Source organism: Aliiglaciecola sp. 3_MG-2023 (genome assembly GCF_030548205.1).
Taxonomy (GTDB): domain Bacteria; phylum Pseudomonadota; class Gammaproteobacteria; order Enterobacterales; family Alteromonadaceae; genus Aliiglaciecola.
The window spans coordinates 20201-38209 of sequence record NZ_JAUORV010000008.1 but is presented as its reverse complement, the minus strand read 5'-3'; the positions used below and the strand labels follow the sequence as shown (position 1 = coordinate 38209).

Genomic DNA, 18009 nt, shown 5'->3' with positions numbered 1-18009 from the left:
TCCTAAAAACCCAGCTACTTAGCTGTATTTACAGCCTTCGCAGACTAAGCTAAGTTCTTCCATCGCCACTTCGCCACCGCCTTTGGCGGCCAACGTTGGCCCTGTCCATTTTTTCGGTTGGGCATTGCGCAATTCCCAACTGGCTACCGCTTCTCTTGCTTCATCCAGTAAGGTAATGACCACTAAACGCGGTTCATGGGCTCCTGCGCTCACGTTTGTCAGCCATTCCCATAACGCTGTAGAGCCAATTAATCCGCGTTTTAAGGTGATATCATCCACTTTAAAAGTGTTGGCAATTTTGCGTACCGTATTGATTTTTTCGTTACCGTTGCGGTACTCGGCATAACTGACTTCAACCCCCAAGCCACTCACGTCTGAAAAGCCACCGACTAACTCGGATTCTTGTCCATCATTCAGCGATACTAAAAAATTAAAGGCGCTGTAGGGATCTTCTCTAAATGTCGCCATAACAATTGTCCTCTTATAAATTCGTTAGCTTGCATCAGCTGTATATTGACCAATACGGAAAATTACAAACTCGGCAGGTTTGACTGGCGCTATGCCTATTAAGCAAACTAAGCGACCATTATCCAAATCGTTCTGAGTCATAGTGGTTCGATCGCAACGTACAAAAAATGCATCTTCTGGTTTTGCCCCTAAAAGTGCGCCATCGCGCCATAAAACCAATAAAAAATCTTCTACCATGCGCCGGATATTGTCCCAGAGAATTCGGTTATTTGGCTCAAACACCGCCCATTGGCTGCTTTGATCAATTGAGTTTTCAATGAAGATAAATAAGCGACGCACATTGACATATTTCCATTCAGGATCAGAGCTCATGGTGCGCGCTCCCCAGACCCTAAAACCTCGTCCTTCGAAATAACGTAGTGCGTTGATCCCTTCAGGATTAATCACTTCGTTCCGCGGTTTATTAATATTCAATTCAAATCGCGTTAAACCGCGGATCACTTCATTAGCAGGCGCTTTGTGCACACCCCGTTCAATATCGTTTCGCGCGTAAATGCCGGTAATAAATCCGCTTGGAGGTAATGCAATTTGACGCGGAGGAGTACCTTGTGAAAAGCGTTCATTGGGATCAAAGATATTGATCCAAGGGTAATATAAAGCCGCATACTTACTGTCAAATTGCGCTCGAAAATCACGAATATCATTTAATGAACTATTAATTGGTCCATCAACGACGGCAATTCGATAACGTTCTCGTTCAGCATGAGATACCAAGTTTTGAGCGGCGACGCGACTGATTAACGCTGACCCCATATCACCCGAGTCGGGCAATGCAACAATGGCGATATCTTCCACTTCCGCTAAGGCTTCTAGACCTGTGGCCTTGAGACTTGCATCATCTGGATCTGCTGTGCTGCCAGCTAAATCATCAGGACTCACCATCACGCCGTCATTGCCACCTTGAAATCGATATCCGTAAATTTCCTCTGCCCCTTCCGTTCCACGAAGATCAACTGCAAGCTGCGCAGCGGCAATCTCATTACCTGCCGTTGGCTGCCAGTTAAACCAAAATGGACAATCGGGATCTTCCGGGTTGTCGATATCAAAAATTCGACCTAAATAACGTTTTTGTCCAGGATCTGTAGCAAGTTCAGCATATTCATTAATTTGACTGCCAATTGTGACTTGGATGCGCAGTTGGATCAGTTGGACTACATCGGTGTCATTGAGTGCTATGGGCGAGCCATCCACTCCTGAGAGAAATGTTTGTGTCCCATCAGCATCAATACTGACAACTCTGAGGGTATTGATATCCAAAGGTTGATTGCCCACTGGTGCAGGCAAGTCAGCCTCTGCGGTCACCTCAACCACAGCTCCAATTTGTACACCTCGTACTTGCACTAAACTTAAATCGGTATTTTCGTAAGCAATATTTTTACTCCGAGAAACCAACACTTTGGCAAACATATTTCCCATTTCACCTGGCCAACGGGCTTGCAAAATTGCGTCTGGATTTCCCGCAATTGGGATGGATACACGACCAATCCCCCAAGCATCCGCCGCGGTATCAAAATCAGCCGAATCAGCACCCGTGCCAGGAGCGAATACACGGGATACGTACAACCGCTTGCCACCATTTTCAAAAAATGCTCTGGCGCTATGGGCAAGATAAGGCAGGCGTGGTACAGGCGAACCTGCATCATCAATTAGAATGGTTTCTAACGCGCCATAAACGCGTTCAAATTCAGTAAAACTGGTAATCAATCTTGGTTCGCAACTGGTTGGCCCTTGTATTCCCTGCTCGCGATAACAAACCGGCCCCCATTTCGCCATTCCGGCAAATCCAGTGGTGCTGGTTGGTACACCTTCGATTGATTTTGATCGAAAGCTAACTTCCTCTACAAAGACGCCTGGGGCTAGATATTCTGGCATGGCTCTTGTGCTCCTTTCCTATCGGTTATTCCGATGTTTAAATCGTTTTTACAGCGTATTGACTCCCTAAATTGACCATTCTGGGTTCTTTAAGGAGGGTTAAAAACAATGTCGTTTACATCGTGACTCGACATCATCTGACTCAATTGAAATGCTATTGGAATGACACTTTGTGATGCCACGTATTCGGGAGGGATCTCTGCTCCAGAGCTAACGGGATCATTTGCTTGAGGTGCAGTAATCATTTCAAGGGGCAAGTCCCAATATGGGTCCTGCAGGTTATTATTTGTTGGTAACATCGAAGCAGTCCGGCCATAAATCATCAGTTCAAACGAAACAGTTTGATTTAAACTTTCATCGGGCACTGCATTAGGTGGAATAAGCATTAAAAATTCACCGCGATCATCACCTCTTGCTCTCGCTAAAATCGTGTTTGCATCAGTTGGCGAACGTAATTCAATGAAACACCAACGCACAGGTTCATTGTCAAAGATAACTTTGCCGCGCAAACCGGTCGAGCGAGCATTAATGGGGTAAGCCGCTCCTGGAAAAATCACCGGACGTCGCTGTCGTGACTGCAAATAATCTTCTGGCTGGTTCGCTTCTATGTCCAAAATTTGTTGCAACGTTAATACCGTAATAGATAGCCTACGGGGTACGTATCGACGGTAAGCATCAAATATTCGTATTTGAATGGGGCGACTTAAATCTGCTTGGTAAGATAATGAAAAACGTCCTGAAGGATGCCTAAGTAATTTAATACCTGAGGGCTGTTCCACTTCAATGTTGACAGCAAAGGGCAAATCACCTTGGGTCAGCCCGTCGACGGGTAAAATGCCAAGTAGTAGCCGTTTATTCACTACAATACCTGAATTGAATAACGCAACTGTCATGGCTGCACCACTTCACTGGTGAGAATTTGATCTGCAAGCCCAACTTCGCGCAGTGGATCTTGTCGACGACCATGCATCACTAACATTTTAGCCATGTAAGGCACACAGAGTTTATAATCAACGGGGAGCGAATCAAAAATTCGCATCAAATCTTCGGTGGATAAGTCTTCTAAACTCAATTGAATGCTGTCATTACTGGCCCAATTTGTAACAGGGTCAAGCATGGGCCCGGTTAACAGCGGGTTGTCTTCTAAACATTGCATGGTTCTACCAAGAATTCGATACTCCTGGTCTGCCGTTATTCCCCATGGGATCATCAAGAAATGGAATTCTAAGGGTAGATGCGCCCTACCTTTAGCCAGTGCTTTTCCCGAATAAGCTGCTCGGCTGGTACTGTTAAAATCAACTCGATACAAAAACACAGCAAGGCATGGTGGTGTGATAAGCGGATTATCTTCGAGATTTAAATCTTCGGTTCGAGCAAGCACAACAGTGGTGTCAGTAGAACTCGATCCACCGGGTATGGGTTGCTGTTGATCAAAGCAGTGGCTTAAAAACCGTACCAAACTACTTCCGACCGCGGCTACAGATGCAAAGTCAGCCATTTCTGTACACTCATAAACATTGTCTCATCCATTGAACAATTAACCTGTTTAAAAATAAGAGCTTTATCTGAGGAGCATCGACACGTACTTTAATTAAATGCCACGATCAATGAACTCACCCAATTCACACGAGGCTCCATATGCTCTCGACTTGAACAGATTTGCTAGACTGCTATTTAAAAAATATTGATCACAATACCCTTGGGTATTTTTTCTTAATGCTCGCTATTAACTACGAGATAAATTCAGGAAGGAAATGCAAAATCCTATATCTAAAGCGGTAAAACCTAAAACTGCCATCGATTAAATATTAGGCGATTTATCACTTATTGCAACCTAATATCGACCCAAAAGATCATAATTTGATCAAATGTATACACCAGAAACAATCCCCATAAGTTGGCAAGCCTTACTACTACTGGTTCTAAACTACGTTCTCGTTAACCGAACAAATCGAAAAATTTTTAGGATAAATATGAAGTGTTGTAGCGTTCTCATTTAACCAGTAAAAAATGGTTATTTTAAAACGACCACGAGTGTTGCTTATAGGCTACAAAACAATTTTATTATGGGGCTATTTGATATCAATAAAATCCATTTATTCCGTTTTAAATTTTTCTTTAACATCTCTTTATTAAAAAAATGCACATATTTTGACCTTAAGTTCTCAAAATTACGCCTACTTAAAATAGCGGTTTTTTCGATCGCTAATATATCTGTTACTAAAACGAAGTTTGCAGGTTTGTGTTGTTTAACACTGGAGTACTGCAAGGAAACTAAGTAGGCAAATTTATTTACATTAGGAAAGAAAATGGAACTTAGAAAACACATTATAAGAACAAGCAGTGCAGTACTGTTTAGTGTCTGTGCTATTCAACCGGCAATATCTGCTGTCATAATCGATGATCCGTCTTACTTTGTTAGACCTGCCCTTAGAGTAAGCGCAGGGGAAATAATAGATGGGATTAGGGTAAATAGTGAAACTGAAGCCACCCTTAGCCAAGGTGTTTCGGGATATTCAGAATCCACTGTTAACCTAAGTGAAGGTACCGTAAAGATGTACTCCTCTGAATATGGGTCAACTTTAGATGGACTGCAAACTTTTGGTAGTTTTGGTGAAAGAGTGACCATTAAAAATGGAGCAGGAAGTAGCTGGGATGTGGGCTTTGATATCGAAGGCTTCTTAGAGGTGTATGCGGGCGCACCATTGATTCCAGGCGTAGATACATCACCTGGTATTTTTTATGATGTAGGCATTGCGGTCTATAATGCAGGTGAAGTATCGTGGAATAACTTTGTGCCTGGTTTTAACGATTCTTCGCCCGTTTTGTACGAGTATAGTTCAGCCTATGATTCTATTGACGCTGAGGCAGAAAGTAGTTTCTACGATCTATTTACCAGTGCGTTGGGGTCAGTGGAGATTGCATCAGATTACGAGGTTTACGATATTTTTGCTTTTACCAATGTAATTGTTAATTCAGATTACGGAGACGGATTAGAGGCCTACGATGCAGATTTCTTACACACAGCGTCATTCAACATGAATTTTGCCGATGGAGTGGATGCTTATTCTAGTTCAGGTGATTTTATGGGATTAGCTAAACTGCCTGTAGATGACGGCGATCCTAGTCAGATCCCAGAACCTGAGTCCTTGTTGTTATTTGCATCAGGAATTGCGCTGTTCTTCACCAGGCGTAAGCTTATAGTCAGCTAAGCCGATGAAATTACGTTTCGGCATCGGGTATCTGATCTTGCATATCAAGCTCGTTCAACAACCAAGCACGAGATGCACGCCAGTTACGCTTGATTGTTGAAGGGGATGTGCCTATTACGGCGGCGATTTCATCAATGGACACGCCGCCAAAATAACGCATTTCAACTATTTGCGCCCGTGACTTGTCGATATTGGCCAATTTGTTGAGGGCATCATCGAGCAAGCACAAACTAAAAGTATCATCACGATCATGGTCTGCAGAATGGTTAGTGAGTAAAGTTACTTTTTGGTGAGAGCGTTTATCTGCGTATTTTTTACGGGCATGGTCGACTAAAACGCGACGCATAATTTGCGCAGAAAATGCTAAAAAGTGGGCTTTATCTTGCCATTTTATTTGTTCGAGATTAACTAGACGAATAGCAGCTTCATGCACCAGATCGCCGGCAGATAAAGAAACACCACCTTCACGTTGTAGGCAAAAGGCAGAAAGGCGGGTTAATTCGTTGTATAACACATCAAAAAGCCTGTTGCGCGCGCTGATATCTCCCTCTCGCCAGGCAGCTAGCATTTGCTCAACAGAGCCAGTATTAGAGCTAGAATGAGAGCTAGAAGATGACATGTTTATTCCGAAAGACTGTTGCTTAAATAGCAATTGCAACTAAACCCAAATAGCATATATTTCATAGATGCTCAGTTTAGAATAATAAAATCAGTAATATATGTCGAATATTTAAATTGTATATACGATTTAAACTGAAAACCATTGCAACCCGAATGATCGTTATCTGGGATAAAACCATGACCACTGAATCAACACAATTTGAATTACAAGCCATGCAACTATTTGAAGCTTCTTTAGATATCCCTAAAGAACAACGCAGTGATTGGCTAACAGAGCAAACAGGGAAAAATACTAACTTGCGAAATCGGGTCTTGCAGCTGTTAGAAAAAGATGAGATTTCCGAAAATGTAATGCATACCGGAAAGGTCGATGTGGATTCCGATACGATTGATATGCCCGAAAAAATTGGTGCTTACAAAATAATCAAATTAATTGGCCAAGGTGGTATGGGAGCAGTTTACAAAGGAAAACGTGACAGCGGTGACTTTGAACATGATGTCGCCATTAAAGTGATACGCACTAAGGCGTTACCTGAGAAACTGATCGAACGATTTGAACGGGAAAGACAAACCCTAGCGCAACTCAACCATCCCAATATAGCCAGACTTTACGACGGTGGACAAACACCGCAAAAAATGCCGTATTTTATGATGGAATATATTGACGGGTTGCCGCTAACCAAGTGGTGCGAACAACAAAACTTAAGCGATTCGACACGCATTCAACTATTGATAAAAGCTTGTGAAGCAGTTCGTTATGCGCACCAAAACCTGATCATTCATCGAGATATTACTCCGTCTAACGTACTGGTTGATAAAGCTGGTGAAGTAAAATTAATTGATTTTGGTATCGCCAAACCTACATCGAATCGAAGTGACAATGTTGACGCTTCAAGTTCGTTAGCAAGTATGAGTTTTACCCCAGGCTTTGCCGCTCCTGAACGTGCAACAGGTGACGGTAATAACACCTTAGTTGATATCTATTCTTTAGGTAAATTGCTGGAAGCTATTTTTAAACAACGCAGCATCCCAAAAGAACTGCAAGCAATCATTAATCAAGCAACAGCCGCGCTACCACAGCACCGTTTTCAAACAGTAAATGCGTTAATAGTCGAACTAGAAAACTACTTACAGCAATTCCCAGTAACCGCCTACTCCACTTCGAACAGCTATAAATTTAGCAAGTTTATTAAGCGTCATACTAAAGCGTCAATGATTGCAGGACTGGCACTGGTGGCAATTTTATCAGCGTTGGGAACCTCAATATATCAATATCAACGTGCCGAACAAAATTTAGTGCAGGCGCAAGCTCGATTCGATGACGTTAGAGCATTGGCAAAGTACCAAATTTTTGATTTGTACGATAATTTAAAACGCGTGGCTGGAAACACCAGCATTCGTGCTGACTTGGCCCATAGAGGACAACAATATCTGGCTAACCTGAGTAAACAGGCAAATGCATCAGCTGAGCTCAAACTTGAAACGGCGCAAGGATATATTCGTTTAGCGCGTATTTTTGGCGTGCCAGCCGAACCTAACTTGGGTGATGTGACTATTTCTCGCGCTAACTTATCTACAGCCCAAGTGATGTTGGATGAACTGCTGTCGTCGGCGCCCAACTTACCCGATGTAAAAGCCACGAAAGTAGAGTTGATGGCAGCACAAGGGATGATTTTAGTTCACGATGATAGTGATTTAGTAGCTGCACAGCAGACTATTGCACAAGGCCGAAAATTACTGGAATCAGTCCCCCATCCCAAAAGAAGTGAACTTTGGTATCTGGCCCAACGAAATTTGTTATATACCGATTTAGAAAGGGCAGATCAGGCTGGTGATTCTCAATACTTACGGGAAAATGCCAATCGATTAAGGGAAGATACCCAACAATGGCCTAAGGCGATGCAAAAACGTGCAATTGCAAAGCAAGACCAAGCCTACAGCTTCTATTGGTTGGCCATGGCCGATTTTATTGACAGGAATAATGTTGAAGCAATTCAATATTTTCGTGAAGCGGACCGTCGGCTAAGCGCACTGGAAGCTAATCAGCCCAACGACCCTATGTTGCTCTATTTATTGTCTTGGACAAATTACATCGCCTATGGAGCAGCAGCAAATTTACATGACCAAAAGCAGTCGGTAGAATTTTTGGATAAAGCCACAGCAACCACAGAAAAGCTGAAAACCTTGCAAGAAGGTGATGCTTCTATTACCCGTCTTGCCATGCAAATGCGCGAAGCAAAATCACAATTGTTGGCGGAAATGGGTGACTTTGAACAAGCGATTTCCCAACAAATTGATATAGTTGCAGAGCAAAAGCGCTTGGCAGAAGCTAAACCCGAACCTTCCCAATATTCTACCTGGGCATTTTCCCATTTGATTCTAGCCTACATGTATCGAGATGTAGATAGATTAACCGATGCTTGCATCAGCCTCGAAACTGCCGAGCAACTTTTGCGCCCATTTGTCGCAAACAAACAACTCAGTGGTTACATGTACAATGCAGCAACTCGCTTACCCTCTGCCATCGAAAAGTGTCGAAATGGAGAAGATTTACCCACCATGAAATGGTTATTGGATTAGTTAGGAAGCTTCATTTTCAGCAGTTTGCTGTTACCTAAAAGTAATTAAATGGCGCAATATACGACCTAGATTGTGTTTGCTTTTTACTCACCTTGATTAATAGTCTTTTGTGAATCTTTGATTTAAAACAGGGAGTGATTGCACCAATAACACTCAACCCTCAGGGTCTCAGAAAACTAAAGTATTGATTTACATAGATTTATTTCTTGGCGTATTTTTTGCTTTTAGTAAAATGTAACTCAACGAAGAGTCTACGGTCACAATATTCGAACAAAGGCGTTCAACTTCCTATGCACTGTATAGGAATTTGAACGTTTTTTTTTGCCTGTAGAAAACGACAAGCCAGATGTATTGGCATGAGAAACAACAATTAAATTTGAACACTAATTTTACGAGGGTACTTATGGCTTATTTACTTCCAGCAGAATTCGTCACTAAAATGGTCGATGCAGGCGAATCAAAAATATTTATGTCCACTCGCGATACACTTATTCGCGGTTATATGGCTGGCGCAATACTCGCTTTAGCAGCGGTATTTGCAATAACTATTGCAGTGCAAACAGGTATGTTTCTTTTAGGCGCGATTTTATTCCCAGTAGGCTTCTGCATGCTGTATCTAATGGGGTTTGATTTGTTAACCGGCGTGTTTGTTTTATGTCCATTAGCATGGCTCGATAAACGTCCTGGCGTCACCATAAAAGGCATATTACGTAATTGGGGATTGGTATTTTTAGGTAACTTTGGTGGTGCTTTAACCGTTGCATTTATGATGGCATTTATTTTTACCTACGGTTTTAATGTTGACCCAGGGGCCATCGGTAAAAAAGTAGCGTCAATTGGTGAAGCTAGAACGCTAGGCTATGCTGAATATGGTACTGCGGGTTGGTTCACTATATTTATTCGCGGTATGTTGTGTAACTGGATGGTATCTCTAGGCGTAGTGGGCGCAATGATTTCGACCCATGTAAGCGGTAAGGTAATCGCCATGTGGATGCCGATCTTTTTGTTCTTCTTTATGGGATTCGAGCATTCAGTAGTGAACATGTTTTTGTTCCCATTCAGCCTGATTTTAGGTGGTGAATTTTCAGTTGTTGATTACTTTATTTGGAATGAAATTCCAACCGCATTAGGAAATCTTGTCGGTGGTTTAGCCTTCACTGGATTAACACTATATACCACTCATGTTCGCACTGGCTCGAAACGAAAAGTAGCTCAAGTTTCTCCAGAAACTATTGCGTCTGGCACTGTTGCGCCAAATGCAAGCAACTAAAATTGTTACCGGCCAGTACTCAAGTGCTGGCCGAAAACTTAACAATCAGGATTTTTGTGGCTTTGCTTCACCCACGCCAATGCAAGCCCAATTAAATGGATTTGCTGCGGCTTTGGCTGATGGTATAAGTAGCAGTCAAGTAAGCCATATCGCCAGCCAGGCAGCGGTGAATAGTTTTCTTCACGATTACTATTCGACCTCGGATGCGTGGTCAGTAGAAACCTCTGCTAAGCGTGTTATCACTTCCATAAATGCGTGGTTGTTTGCCCATAGTAAACAAAGTGAATACCGATACGATCCCGACAAAGGTTATGTGTGTACTTTTGCTGCAGTGGTAATTAAAGGCACTTACGCGCACCTGTTCCATGTGGGAGATTCACGAATTTATTTGTGCCGTCAAGGGAGCATACAACAGTTAACCAATGACCATCGCCAAATCGCAGCTGCCGGCAAAAGTTATCTCAGCCGTGCCTTGGGTATGGGCGATATTGTTGAAATTGATTACCAGCAAATTGCCCTGTTAGAGGGGGATACACTACTACTATCCACTGATGGTTTTCATGATTTTATTGACGCCAGTACTTTATTGGCCCAGCTAAATAAACAATCTGTCGTTAATGATGCGCTGGCAGAATGTTTAGGGAAGCAGGTTCTAGAAAAAGGTAGCGACGACAATATCACAATGCAACTCCTGCAAATACAAGGGCTAAACCATCAAAGCACCAGCCCAGTTAGTGATTTAGTTGAACAGATGCCCCTACCGCCACCTTTACAACCTGGTGTACAAATAGATGGGTTTAACGTCATTCGGCAACTCCATTACTCCGCTCGCAGTCATGTTTACTTGGTGCATGATATGGAAACGGGAAAGCCCGTTGTTTTAAAAACGCCGTCCGTGGATTTACAAGATGACAATGGTTATTTAGAACGTTTCTGTTTAGAGGAATGGATATCTCGTCGTATTAACAATGTGCACGTTTTAAAAGCACCTAAAACTGAACGTCAAAAAAACTATCTTTACATTTTATCAGAATACGTTGAAGGTCAATCCCTTCAACAATGGTTGCTCGACAACCCTACCCCAGATTTAGAAACCGTTAGAGATATCATAGAACAAGTAGCACGTGGCTTGCAGGCGTTTCACCGTTTAGAGATGCTACACCAGGATATACGCCCTGAGAATATTATGATTGACCTCAATGGCACAGTTAAAATCATCGATTTTGGTTCTACAATGGTAGCAGGGATTGAAGAATTGGGACGTGAGCAGCTTAAACTGGCATTTCCTGGAACAGCCCTGTATATGGCACCTGAATATTTTTTAGGTGAAGTCGGTACCCAACGTTCAGATTTATTTTCGTTAGGGGTTTTAACCTATTACATGTTAAGTGGTCGCTATCCATACGAAACCCACATAGCCAAAACCCGTACCTTTGCACAGCAAAGAAAGCTAAATTATCAATCGGTTTTAGATGCCCAAAGACATATTCCAAGTTGGGTGGATGCGTGTTTACGTAAAGCTTTGCAAGTGGATCCTTACAAACGCTACGATGCGTTATCTGAATTTATCCACGATTTACGCCATCCTAATTCACTGTTTCTACAACAAAATAAAGCGCCACTATTGGAGCGCAGTCCCCTGCTTTTTTGGCAAGGGTTCAGTGCCCTACTAGCGCTCCTTAACATCTATTTACTCTATCTATTAAATAATTGAGGATCCTATTATGAAAAGTCGCGAAGAAGTCACAACCGCAATCTTGGTAAACAAAGTTAAGAATGGTATTACTTGGCAGCAAGCGGCCGATGCCATTGGCAAATCTAAAGAGTGGACAACCGCGGGTTGTTTAGGACAAATGACATTCAGCGCAGAACAAGCCCAAAAGATTGGTAGTTTGTTTGACCTAGATGAGAATGGGGTTGCTTGGTTGCAAGTGGTACCGTATAAGGGCTCGTTAGAGGAGACTGTACCAACAGATCCGTTGATCTATCGCTTGTATGAATTGGTGAATGTTTACGGCACCACCATAAAATCATTAATACATGAGGAATTTGGTGACGGCATTATGAGCGCCATTGATTTCTCAATGGATATTCAGCGGGAGAACAATCCAGCAGGTGATAGAGTGAATATCGTCCTATCAGGAAAGTTCTTACCCTATAAATCCTATTAGCCAGCAAAGGAGACGACGTCCCCTTATCTAACTTTCAAGATTGGCAGCAAGTTGTTTGGCATCAAACACTTTATTTGGGTTGGGGGGTGTTCCACTGCCCATTTTAATCACCAATGTTGCATTAATTTTATCTGCCACCTGCTTAGATATAACGCTACCTCCTTGGTAAGTAGATGCTGTTGAAATTGTGCAACCCAGTACGCCACAACTAGAAGTAGTGGTTGGGTTAGTGGAAACCTCGGGGACCACCCTATTCACCTCTTTCGTTTCAACGTCAGTATCACTTTGGATAATTTCGAACCAGCTAAACCCGTTTGACAGTGTAAGATTGGCCGCGTGCAATAAGGCGTAATCTTTGGCGATAACAGTATCCGTCTTGGCATTGCCACTGAAAATAATTTGATACTGATCTTCACTGAGTTTTTTGTCGCTATAGCCAAACTCGCCATATTCTTCAGCGGCTTCAAATGCGGTTGGTTGTACGCTTGCACAACCAACCCAAATGAGACTCGTCAGCATCAACAAAATCGGCGTTTTTATTATGAGTTTTAATGGGCCTGTATTGGTGTTCATAAATAATCCTTAACAATAATTTTAAACTACTACCTTGGATTGAGTTGCAACCAAGATAACAAAATGTGTTTGGGTTAATTATGTAGGTTCCAATTTTCATGCCATGCCTAAACTCGCCGATAACACTCTAAATCCCTTGTATTTCAACGATTAAGAATGATAGAGAATCTAAACTTGGGTGATATTTACACGTGCATCGGTAAATTATGCACAATCTAAACGTAAAAACGTCAAAAGGCTATGTGGATATCAAACTAGGTAACATTAGACAAAACAAGGTTAGAATACCGCTCAATCCAATGAGTAATATAGCGTTATGAAGTGACAACAATCGAATGCTGGGCAGGTGAGAGTCTGTAGGTTTGGTAATGAACGTCATTAAATAACCCACGGCAATGGTGACAACAAAGCCGATTAAATTCCACCAAAACCAAAATATGGGACTTTCAAATAACCATAATCCCATATTCACTAATACCCCCGCCGCTAACCCTGTATTCGCTGCGTAAGAAGCAATTTTTTTACTGTAGATACCTAAAAGAAAAATCGCTAAAACAGGACCATAGAAAACTGAACCAATTTTATTGATCGCTTCAATAATGGTGGGTGCGATGTCACCGGCAATGAATGACAAAAACAGTGTTACTAGCCCCCAGCCAATGCCTGCTAAACGTGCATATTTAATGTAGGTTTCATTGTTTGGCTGATGTTTAAACAAACGACAGATATCTTCAACTGAAACGGCGGCTAAACTGTTTACTGCAGAGCTAAGGGAAGACATGGCAGCGGCCATAATCGCCACCACTAATAAGCCAATAATGCCACTTGGTAAATAATTAATAATAAAAATCGGCATCATCCAATCAGGATTATCAGCTGGAATTTGCGCTTGCAAGGAAGGTGTAGTCATCACCATAGCACCTATCACCAAACCCGCAGCACAATACACTAGCGTGATGGGAAAACGGCAAATTGCCACCGTTAACATCATTTTTCTCAGATCCCCAAGATTATGTGCAGACAAAGAGCGTTGAGCTTCAGATTGATCGCAGCCATAGTAGGATGCATAAAGCACCACTCCACCAAATAGCATAGGCAATAACCCAAAATCATTACCCGACAAGCCAAACTGTTCAGGTTTCACCGCCACTAAGCGTGCAGGCTCAATAATCGCCAATGCCTGATCAACCCCGCCCACATGATCTAAGGCAACCCAAAGACACGTTAAAGCGCCCCCAAAAATCAGTATCATTTGAAATGCATCGCCATACACCACAGCCTTCATTCCGCCCATGGCCGAATACACTAAGGTAATCACTCCAATTAACAAGATACTGTGCCACTGCTCCATCCCCATAGTGCCTTGTAAAATAAGGGAAATGGCATAAATCATAATGGCCGTTGCCACGGAACGACTTAATTGAAAGACAAAACTAATCAGTAATCGCGTGGAACGGGAAAAACGTTTCTCTAGATAATCGTAGACGCTCACCACGCCAGACTTATGCAATGAAGGCAACAATCGCCACAGCATTAATGCCACCGCTGCAGGCAGTGCCAATTCATAAGATAGCCAAATCAGTCCACCGCCTTCGCGCAAGCCAACAAAAGCCGGTGCTGAAATAAAACTGACAGCAGATAGTTGGGTGGCCATAACCGACAAAGAAAGTTCCGGCCAAGGGATACTTCGTCCACCTAGAAAATAATCATCTCGATTACGCTGTTGCCGGAAAAGCAATCCCATCAACAACAACCCCAATAAATATAATCCAACAATTGAGTAATCGAGCAATGACAAAATATTTCTCCCTAGTTTTTTAGAATGATTGTTGTTCGGGACTTTTTCATTACCATATCAAGGATTTGCAAAATAATGAAATACACAATTCGGTGATAGCTAGATCGACGAATGGTTAAGGTGTAGTCTAAGTGAGTCAGGTAAAGATGGTCGTTAAAACCAAATTTCCAAAGGAGATTTGCTGTGACTCGCCTTCAACTAAATGATCAGGTTACCGATGATAAATACCATTTGTAAGGATAACTAATGCTCCAAATGCAATTCCTGTCGATAAAATTAGTGACCAAACAGACGCTAATGCAAGCAGTTTTAATGATCACCTCGCTACTGTTGTTAATTTTTATCAGTGGATGCCAAGACGATAAAACCGGGCTTGCCCTAGGAACATTAGAACGAAGTAGAATTGCCCACACCGCCACAGTCAGCGAAGTGGTCACTGAGTTACCTATCCCCCAAGGCTCGTTGGTCAAAAAAGGCGATGTATTGGTGCAATTAGATGCTCGCCAACAAAAAGCACAGGTCGCCAAAGCAAAAGCTTCTGTTGCCGAAGCACAAGCCAATTTAGACAAACTAAGAAATGGTGCTCGCCCTGAAGAAGTGGCCTCTGCTAGCGCCAAATTAGAAGGTGCCCAGGCAGCGTTAACCGAAAGCGAAACGGCTTACCTCAGAGCTAAAAACCTCATCGCCCAAAAGCTAGTGAGTCAAGCGAATCTCGATCAAGCCCTCGCCACACGGGATGCAAAAGCCGCAGCGGTTCATGAAGCAAAAGAAGCTTTGCTATTATTGACCAATGGCACCCGACCAGAGGATTTAGAAATGGGCAAAACCAACTTAGCGATGATGCAGGCTGCGTTGGCAAGTGAAATGAAAAAACTTGAAGACCTAACCATCATCGCCACCCGCGATGGTCGACTCGATAACCTTCCGTGGAATTTAGGCGAAAGAGTCACCGCTGGGAGTCCTGTTGCCATTGTACTTGCTGGTAAAGCGCCCTATGCACGAATTTATGTTCCTGAACCTTATCGCGTGAAAATAAAAGCTGGGGATACTTTGCAAATCCACGTGGATGGCATTTCTGAGCCCATTAAGGGCGATGTTCGCTGGATTTCAATTGAACCTGCTTTCACTCCTTATTACGCCTTAAATCAAGACGAACGAGCAAGGTTAATGTATTTAGCAGAAGTGCAATTACCTGATAGTTATGCAGATCTTCCCAACGGTGTCGCAGTGCAAGTGGAACTTCCATGACGACTACCCCCTCCTCAGAGTTAGTCATACAGGCAACACAATTAAGTCGTCACTTTGGTGATTTAAAAGCCATAGATGGGCTTGATCTTAACGTAGAAAAAAGCACGATTTACGGTTTTTTAGGGCCAAATGGCAGTGGTAAAACGACGGCAATAAGAATGCTAACAGGCTTATTAAAGCCCAGCTCTGGAAACGTGCAGGTACTAGGTTTAACACTGCCGAAAGACGCTGAAAAGTTGCGTTTAAAAATGGGTTACATGACTCAAAAATTTTCGTTATATAACAACTTAACGGTTAAAGAGAACCTACAATTTATTGCTAAAATTTATGGTATTTCAGGTTCGGCACAGAAAAAACGTTTGAGTGAATTATTATCTATTTATGGCTTGGATCAAAAACAACATCAATTGGCAGGCAGTTTAAGTGGTGGACAGCGTCAACGACTAGCCCTTGCAGGAGCAACACTGCATAAACCGCAACTGCTGTTTTTAGATGAGCCTACCTCTGCGGTAGATCCTGAAAACCGTCGCGAATTTTGGGAACAACTGTTTGATTTATGCGAACAAGGGACCAGTATTTTAGTTTCCACCCACTATATGGACGAAGCAGAGCGCTGCCATAAACTGGCCATTTTAGAAAATGGCAAAAAGCGCGCCGACGGAAGCCCGGAAGACTTGATGAATAACATGGCGGCAAACGTAGTAGAAATTCAGGCCGAAAGTATACGTCAATTAAAACAGCAAGTTGTGTCTCTGCCTAAGGTAATCACCGCGGCTCAATTGGGTGCGAGGTTGCGTGTTTTGGTAAGTAAATCAATATCAGATCCTTGCGGCTATTTGCAACATCAAACTCAACTGCCTAAACATGAACTCAATCTGACGCGTCCCAGTTTAGAAGACGTATTTATTACCTGTACAGGTGGTGGTAGACAATGATCACTAGCCTATATCGTATTCAAGCTATTTTATTTAAAGAATTGACGCAATTAAAGCGCGACAAAATGACCTTTGGGATGGTCATAATGATCCCATTAGTGCAATTAATATTGTTTGGTTATGCCATTAATACCAATGTTAGGCATATTCCTGTGGCACTGGTTGATCATAGCCAGACCACCCTGAGTAGAGCCCTAGTGCAAACGGTTTCTGCCACACAAGTGGTCGAATTCACAAAACATTATCAAGATGTTAGCAGTGCACAAAAAGCGATGGAGCGTACAGAAGTACGCGCTATTTTATTTATTCCCCATGACGTTAGTCAGCGTTTGGCGCGCAGTGCCAGTGTTGGTTTGGGGTTACCTGCTTCGACTGATGAGGAAACAAGTCGCCCCATTGCCCAATGGATAGTAGATGGCTCAGATACTATGATCGCAAGTTCAATTAAAAGTTTGCGGTCAATGCCGTTGGTAGAACTGCAAAGGCAAGCAGCTAACCGTTCAACAGCCACCTTTGAAGTAACTTTGTTGTACAACCCTGAACAACGAACAGCGGTAAATATAGTGCCGGGATTATTAGGAATTATCCTCACAATGACCATGATCATGTTCACATCCGCGGCCATAGTAAGAGAGACTGAGCATGGCAATATGGAATTGTTAATCGCCACACCAATTAAGCCTATCGAGTTAATGTTGGGAAAGATCATTCCCTACATTTTTATTGGTTTAGTGCAAGTGGTGATCATTTTAGGTCTAGGGCATTTTGTCTTCAATGTGCCTGTTAATGGTGGTTTAGTCCCTTTATTTGCTGTCACCATTTTGTTCATTGCCGCAAGCTTAGTGTTAGGGCTGGTTATCTCGACTATTGCCACCAATCAATTGCAATCAATGCAAATGACCATATTCATTTTACTGCCCTCAATCCTGCTCTCTGGATTCATGTTTCCCTACGAAGGCATGCCGGTCATTGCCCAATATATTGCTGAAACCTTACCGGCAACTCATTTTATGCGCTTGATCCGAGGGGTCATCCTCAAAGATGTGGAATTTACTGATATGACCTTTGATGTTTCCTGGCTAATAATGTTTACCCTGTTAGGGTTGCTGATTGCGTCTTTACGCTTCAAGAAAAACCTAGACTAATCCAACCTACACAATAACACTCAGCCCACAAACGGCATTCATGAGCAGAGGCGTTC

General features: G+C 42.6%; 15 protein-coding genes. 8 read left to right on the top strand and 7 right to left on the bottom strand.

The features are described 5' to 3' along the window. Positions 1-18: 18 nt before the first annotated feature. From Q4574_RS10715 to Q4574_RS10700, 4 genes are all read right to left on the bottom strand, one after another. Positions 19-468 (bottom strand): phage tail protein, encoded by a 450-nt coding sequence (locus Q4574_RS10715; protein WP_303474104.1) that lies wholly within the window; start codon positions 466-468, stop codon positions 19-21. A gap of 24 nt (positions 469-492) precedes the next feature. After that, positions 493-2400, bottom strand: a complete 1908-nt coding sequence (locus Q4574_RS10710; protein ID WP_303474103.1) for a phage tail sheath subtilisin-like domain-containing protein — start codon at positions 2398-2400, stop codon at positions 493-495. A gap of 89 nt (positions 2401-2489) precedes the next feature. Then, on the bottom strand, positions 2490-3293 hold the full coding sequence (locus tag Q4574_RS10705; RefSeq protein ID WP_303474102.1) for a hypothetical protein: 804 nt from the start codon (positions 3291-3293) through the stop codon (positions 2490-2492). Further along, positions 3290-3898, bottom strand: coding sequence for a DUF4255 domain-containing protein (locus tag Q4574_RS10700; RefSeq protein WP_303474101.1), 609 nt, complete (start codon positions 3896-3898; stop codon positions 3290-3292). Before Q4574_RS10700 ends, Q4574_RS10705 begins: the two co-directional genes overlap by 4 nt. An 811-nt stretch (positions 3899-4709) precedes the next feature. On the opposite strand from Q4574_RS10700, the gene Q4574_RS10695 reads away from it, so the two are divergent. After that, positions 4710-5612: a PEP-CTERM sorting domain-containing protein gene (locus tag Q4574_RS10695; protein ID WP_216047001.1), complete on the top strand. Its 903-nt coding sequence runs from the start codon at positions 4710-4712 to the stop codon at positions 5610-5612. Positions 5613-5622: 10 nt separating this feature from the next. On the opposite strand, the gene Q4574_RS10690 is transcribed toward Q4574_RS10695, so the two are convergent. Next, positions 5623-6231 carry an ECF-type sigma factor gene (locus tag Q4574_RS10690; protein WP_303474099.1) on the bottom strand — a complete coding sequence of 203 codons (609 nt, stop codon included), beginning with the start codon at positions 6229-6231 and terminating at the stop codon, positions 5623-5625. Positions 6232-6410: 179 nt separating this feature from the next. Here Q4574_RS10690 and Q4574_RS10685 point away from each other — a divergent pair, with 179 nt between their 5' ends. The 4 genes from Q4574_RS10685 (at position 6411) to cynS (ending at position 12254) form a co-directional block, all read left to right on the top strand. After that, positions 6411-8813, top strand: a complete 2403-nt coding sequence (locus Q4574_RS10685; protein ID WP_303474097.1) for a serine/threonine-protein kinase — start codon at positions 6411-6413, stop codon at positions 8811-8813. A 403-nt stretch (positions 8814-9216) separates the two neighbouring features. Further along, the gene (locus Q4574_RS10680) at positions 9217-10083 is read left to right on the top strand and encodes a formate/nitrite transporter family protein (protein ID WP_216047004.1); all 867 of its coding nucleotides are present in this window, start codon (positions 9217-9219) and stop codon (positions 10081-10083) included. Further along, positions 10070-11797: a bifunctional protein-serine/threonine kinase/phosphatase gene (locus Q4574_RS10675; protein ID WP_303474096.1), complete on the top strand. Its 1728-nt coding sequence runs from the start codon at positions 10070-10072 to the stop codon at positions 11795-11797. Before Q4574_RS10680 ends, Q4574_RS10675 begins: the two co-directional genes overlap by 14 nt. 10 nt (positions 11798-11807) lie before the next feature. Continuing rightward, entirely contained in the window at positions 11808-12254 is a 447-nt protein-coding gene (gene cynS, locus Q4574_RS10670) for a cyanase (RefSeq protein WP_303474095.1), read from the top strand. A gap of 27 nt (positions 12255-12281) precedes the next feature. Here cynS and Q4574_RS10665 read toward each other — a convergent pair whose 3' ends face one another. Together Q4574_RS10665 and Q4574_RS10660 are read right to left on the bottom strand one after the other, a co-directional pair. Beyond that, complete coding sequence (locus Q4574_RS10665; RefSeq protein WP_303474094.1) at positions 12282-12827, bottom strand: hypothetical protein; 546 nt, start codon at positions 12825-12827, stop codon at positions 12282-12284. A 238-nt stretch (positions 12828-13065) separates the two neighbouring features. Continuing rightward, entirely contained in the window at positions 13066-14625 is a 1560-nt protein-coding gene (locus Q4574_RS10660) for a sodium/solute symporter (RefSeq protein WP_303474093.1), read from the bottom strand. A gap of 297 nt (positions 14626-14922) precedes the next feature. Between Q4574_RS10660 and Q4574_RS10655 the strand changes: the two genes are divergently transcribed. The 3 genes from Q4574_RS10655 to Q4574_RS10645 are packed head-to-tail and all read left to right on the top strand — an operon-like array spanning position 14923 to position 17953. Next, positions 14923-15873, top strand: coding sequence for an HlyD family secretion protein (locus Q4574_RS10655; RefSeq protein WP_303474260.1), 951 nt, complete (start codon positions 14923-14925; stop codon positions 15871-15873). Next, a complete protein-coding gene (locus Q4574_RS10650; protein WP_303474092.1) occupies positions 15870-16808 on the top strand; it encodes an ABC transporter ATP-binding protein in 939 nt (312 codons plus the stop codon). Before Q4574_RS10655 ends, Q4574_RS10650 begins: the two co-directional genes overlap by 4 nt. Continuing rightward, complete coding sequence (locus Q4574_RS10645; protein ID WP_303474091.1) at positions 16805-17953, top strand: ABC transporter permease; 1149 nt, start codon at positions 16805-16807, stop codon at positions 17951-17953. The genes Q4574_RS10650 and Q4574_RS10645 overlap by 4 nt, the downstream gene beginning before the upstream one ends. Positions 17954-18009: the final 56 nt, after the last annotated feature.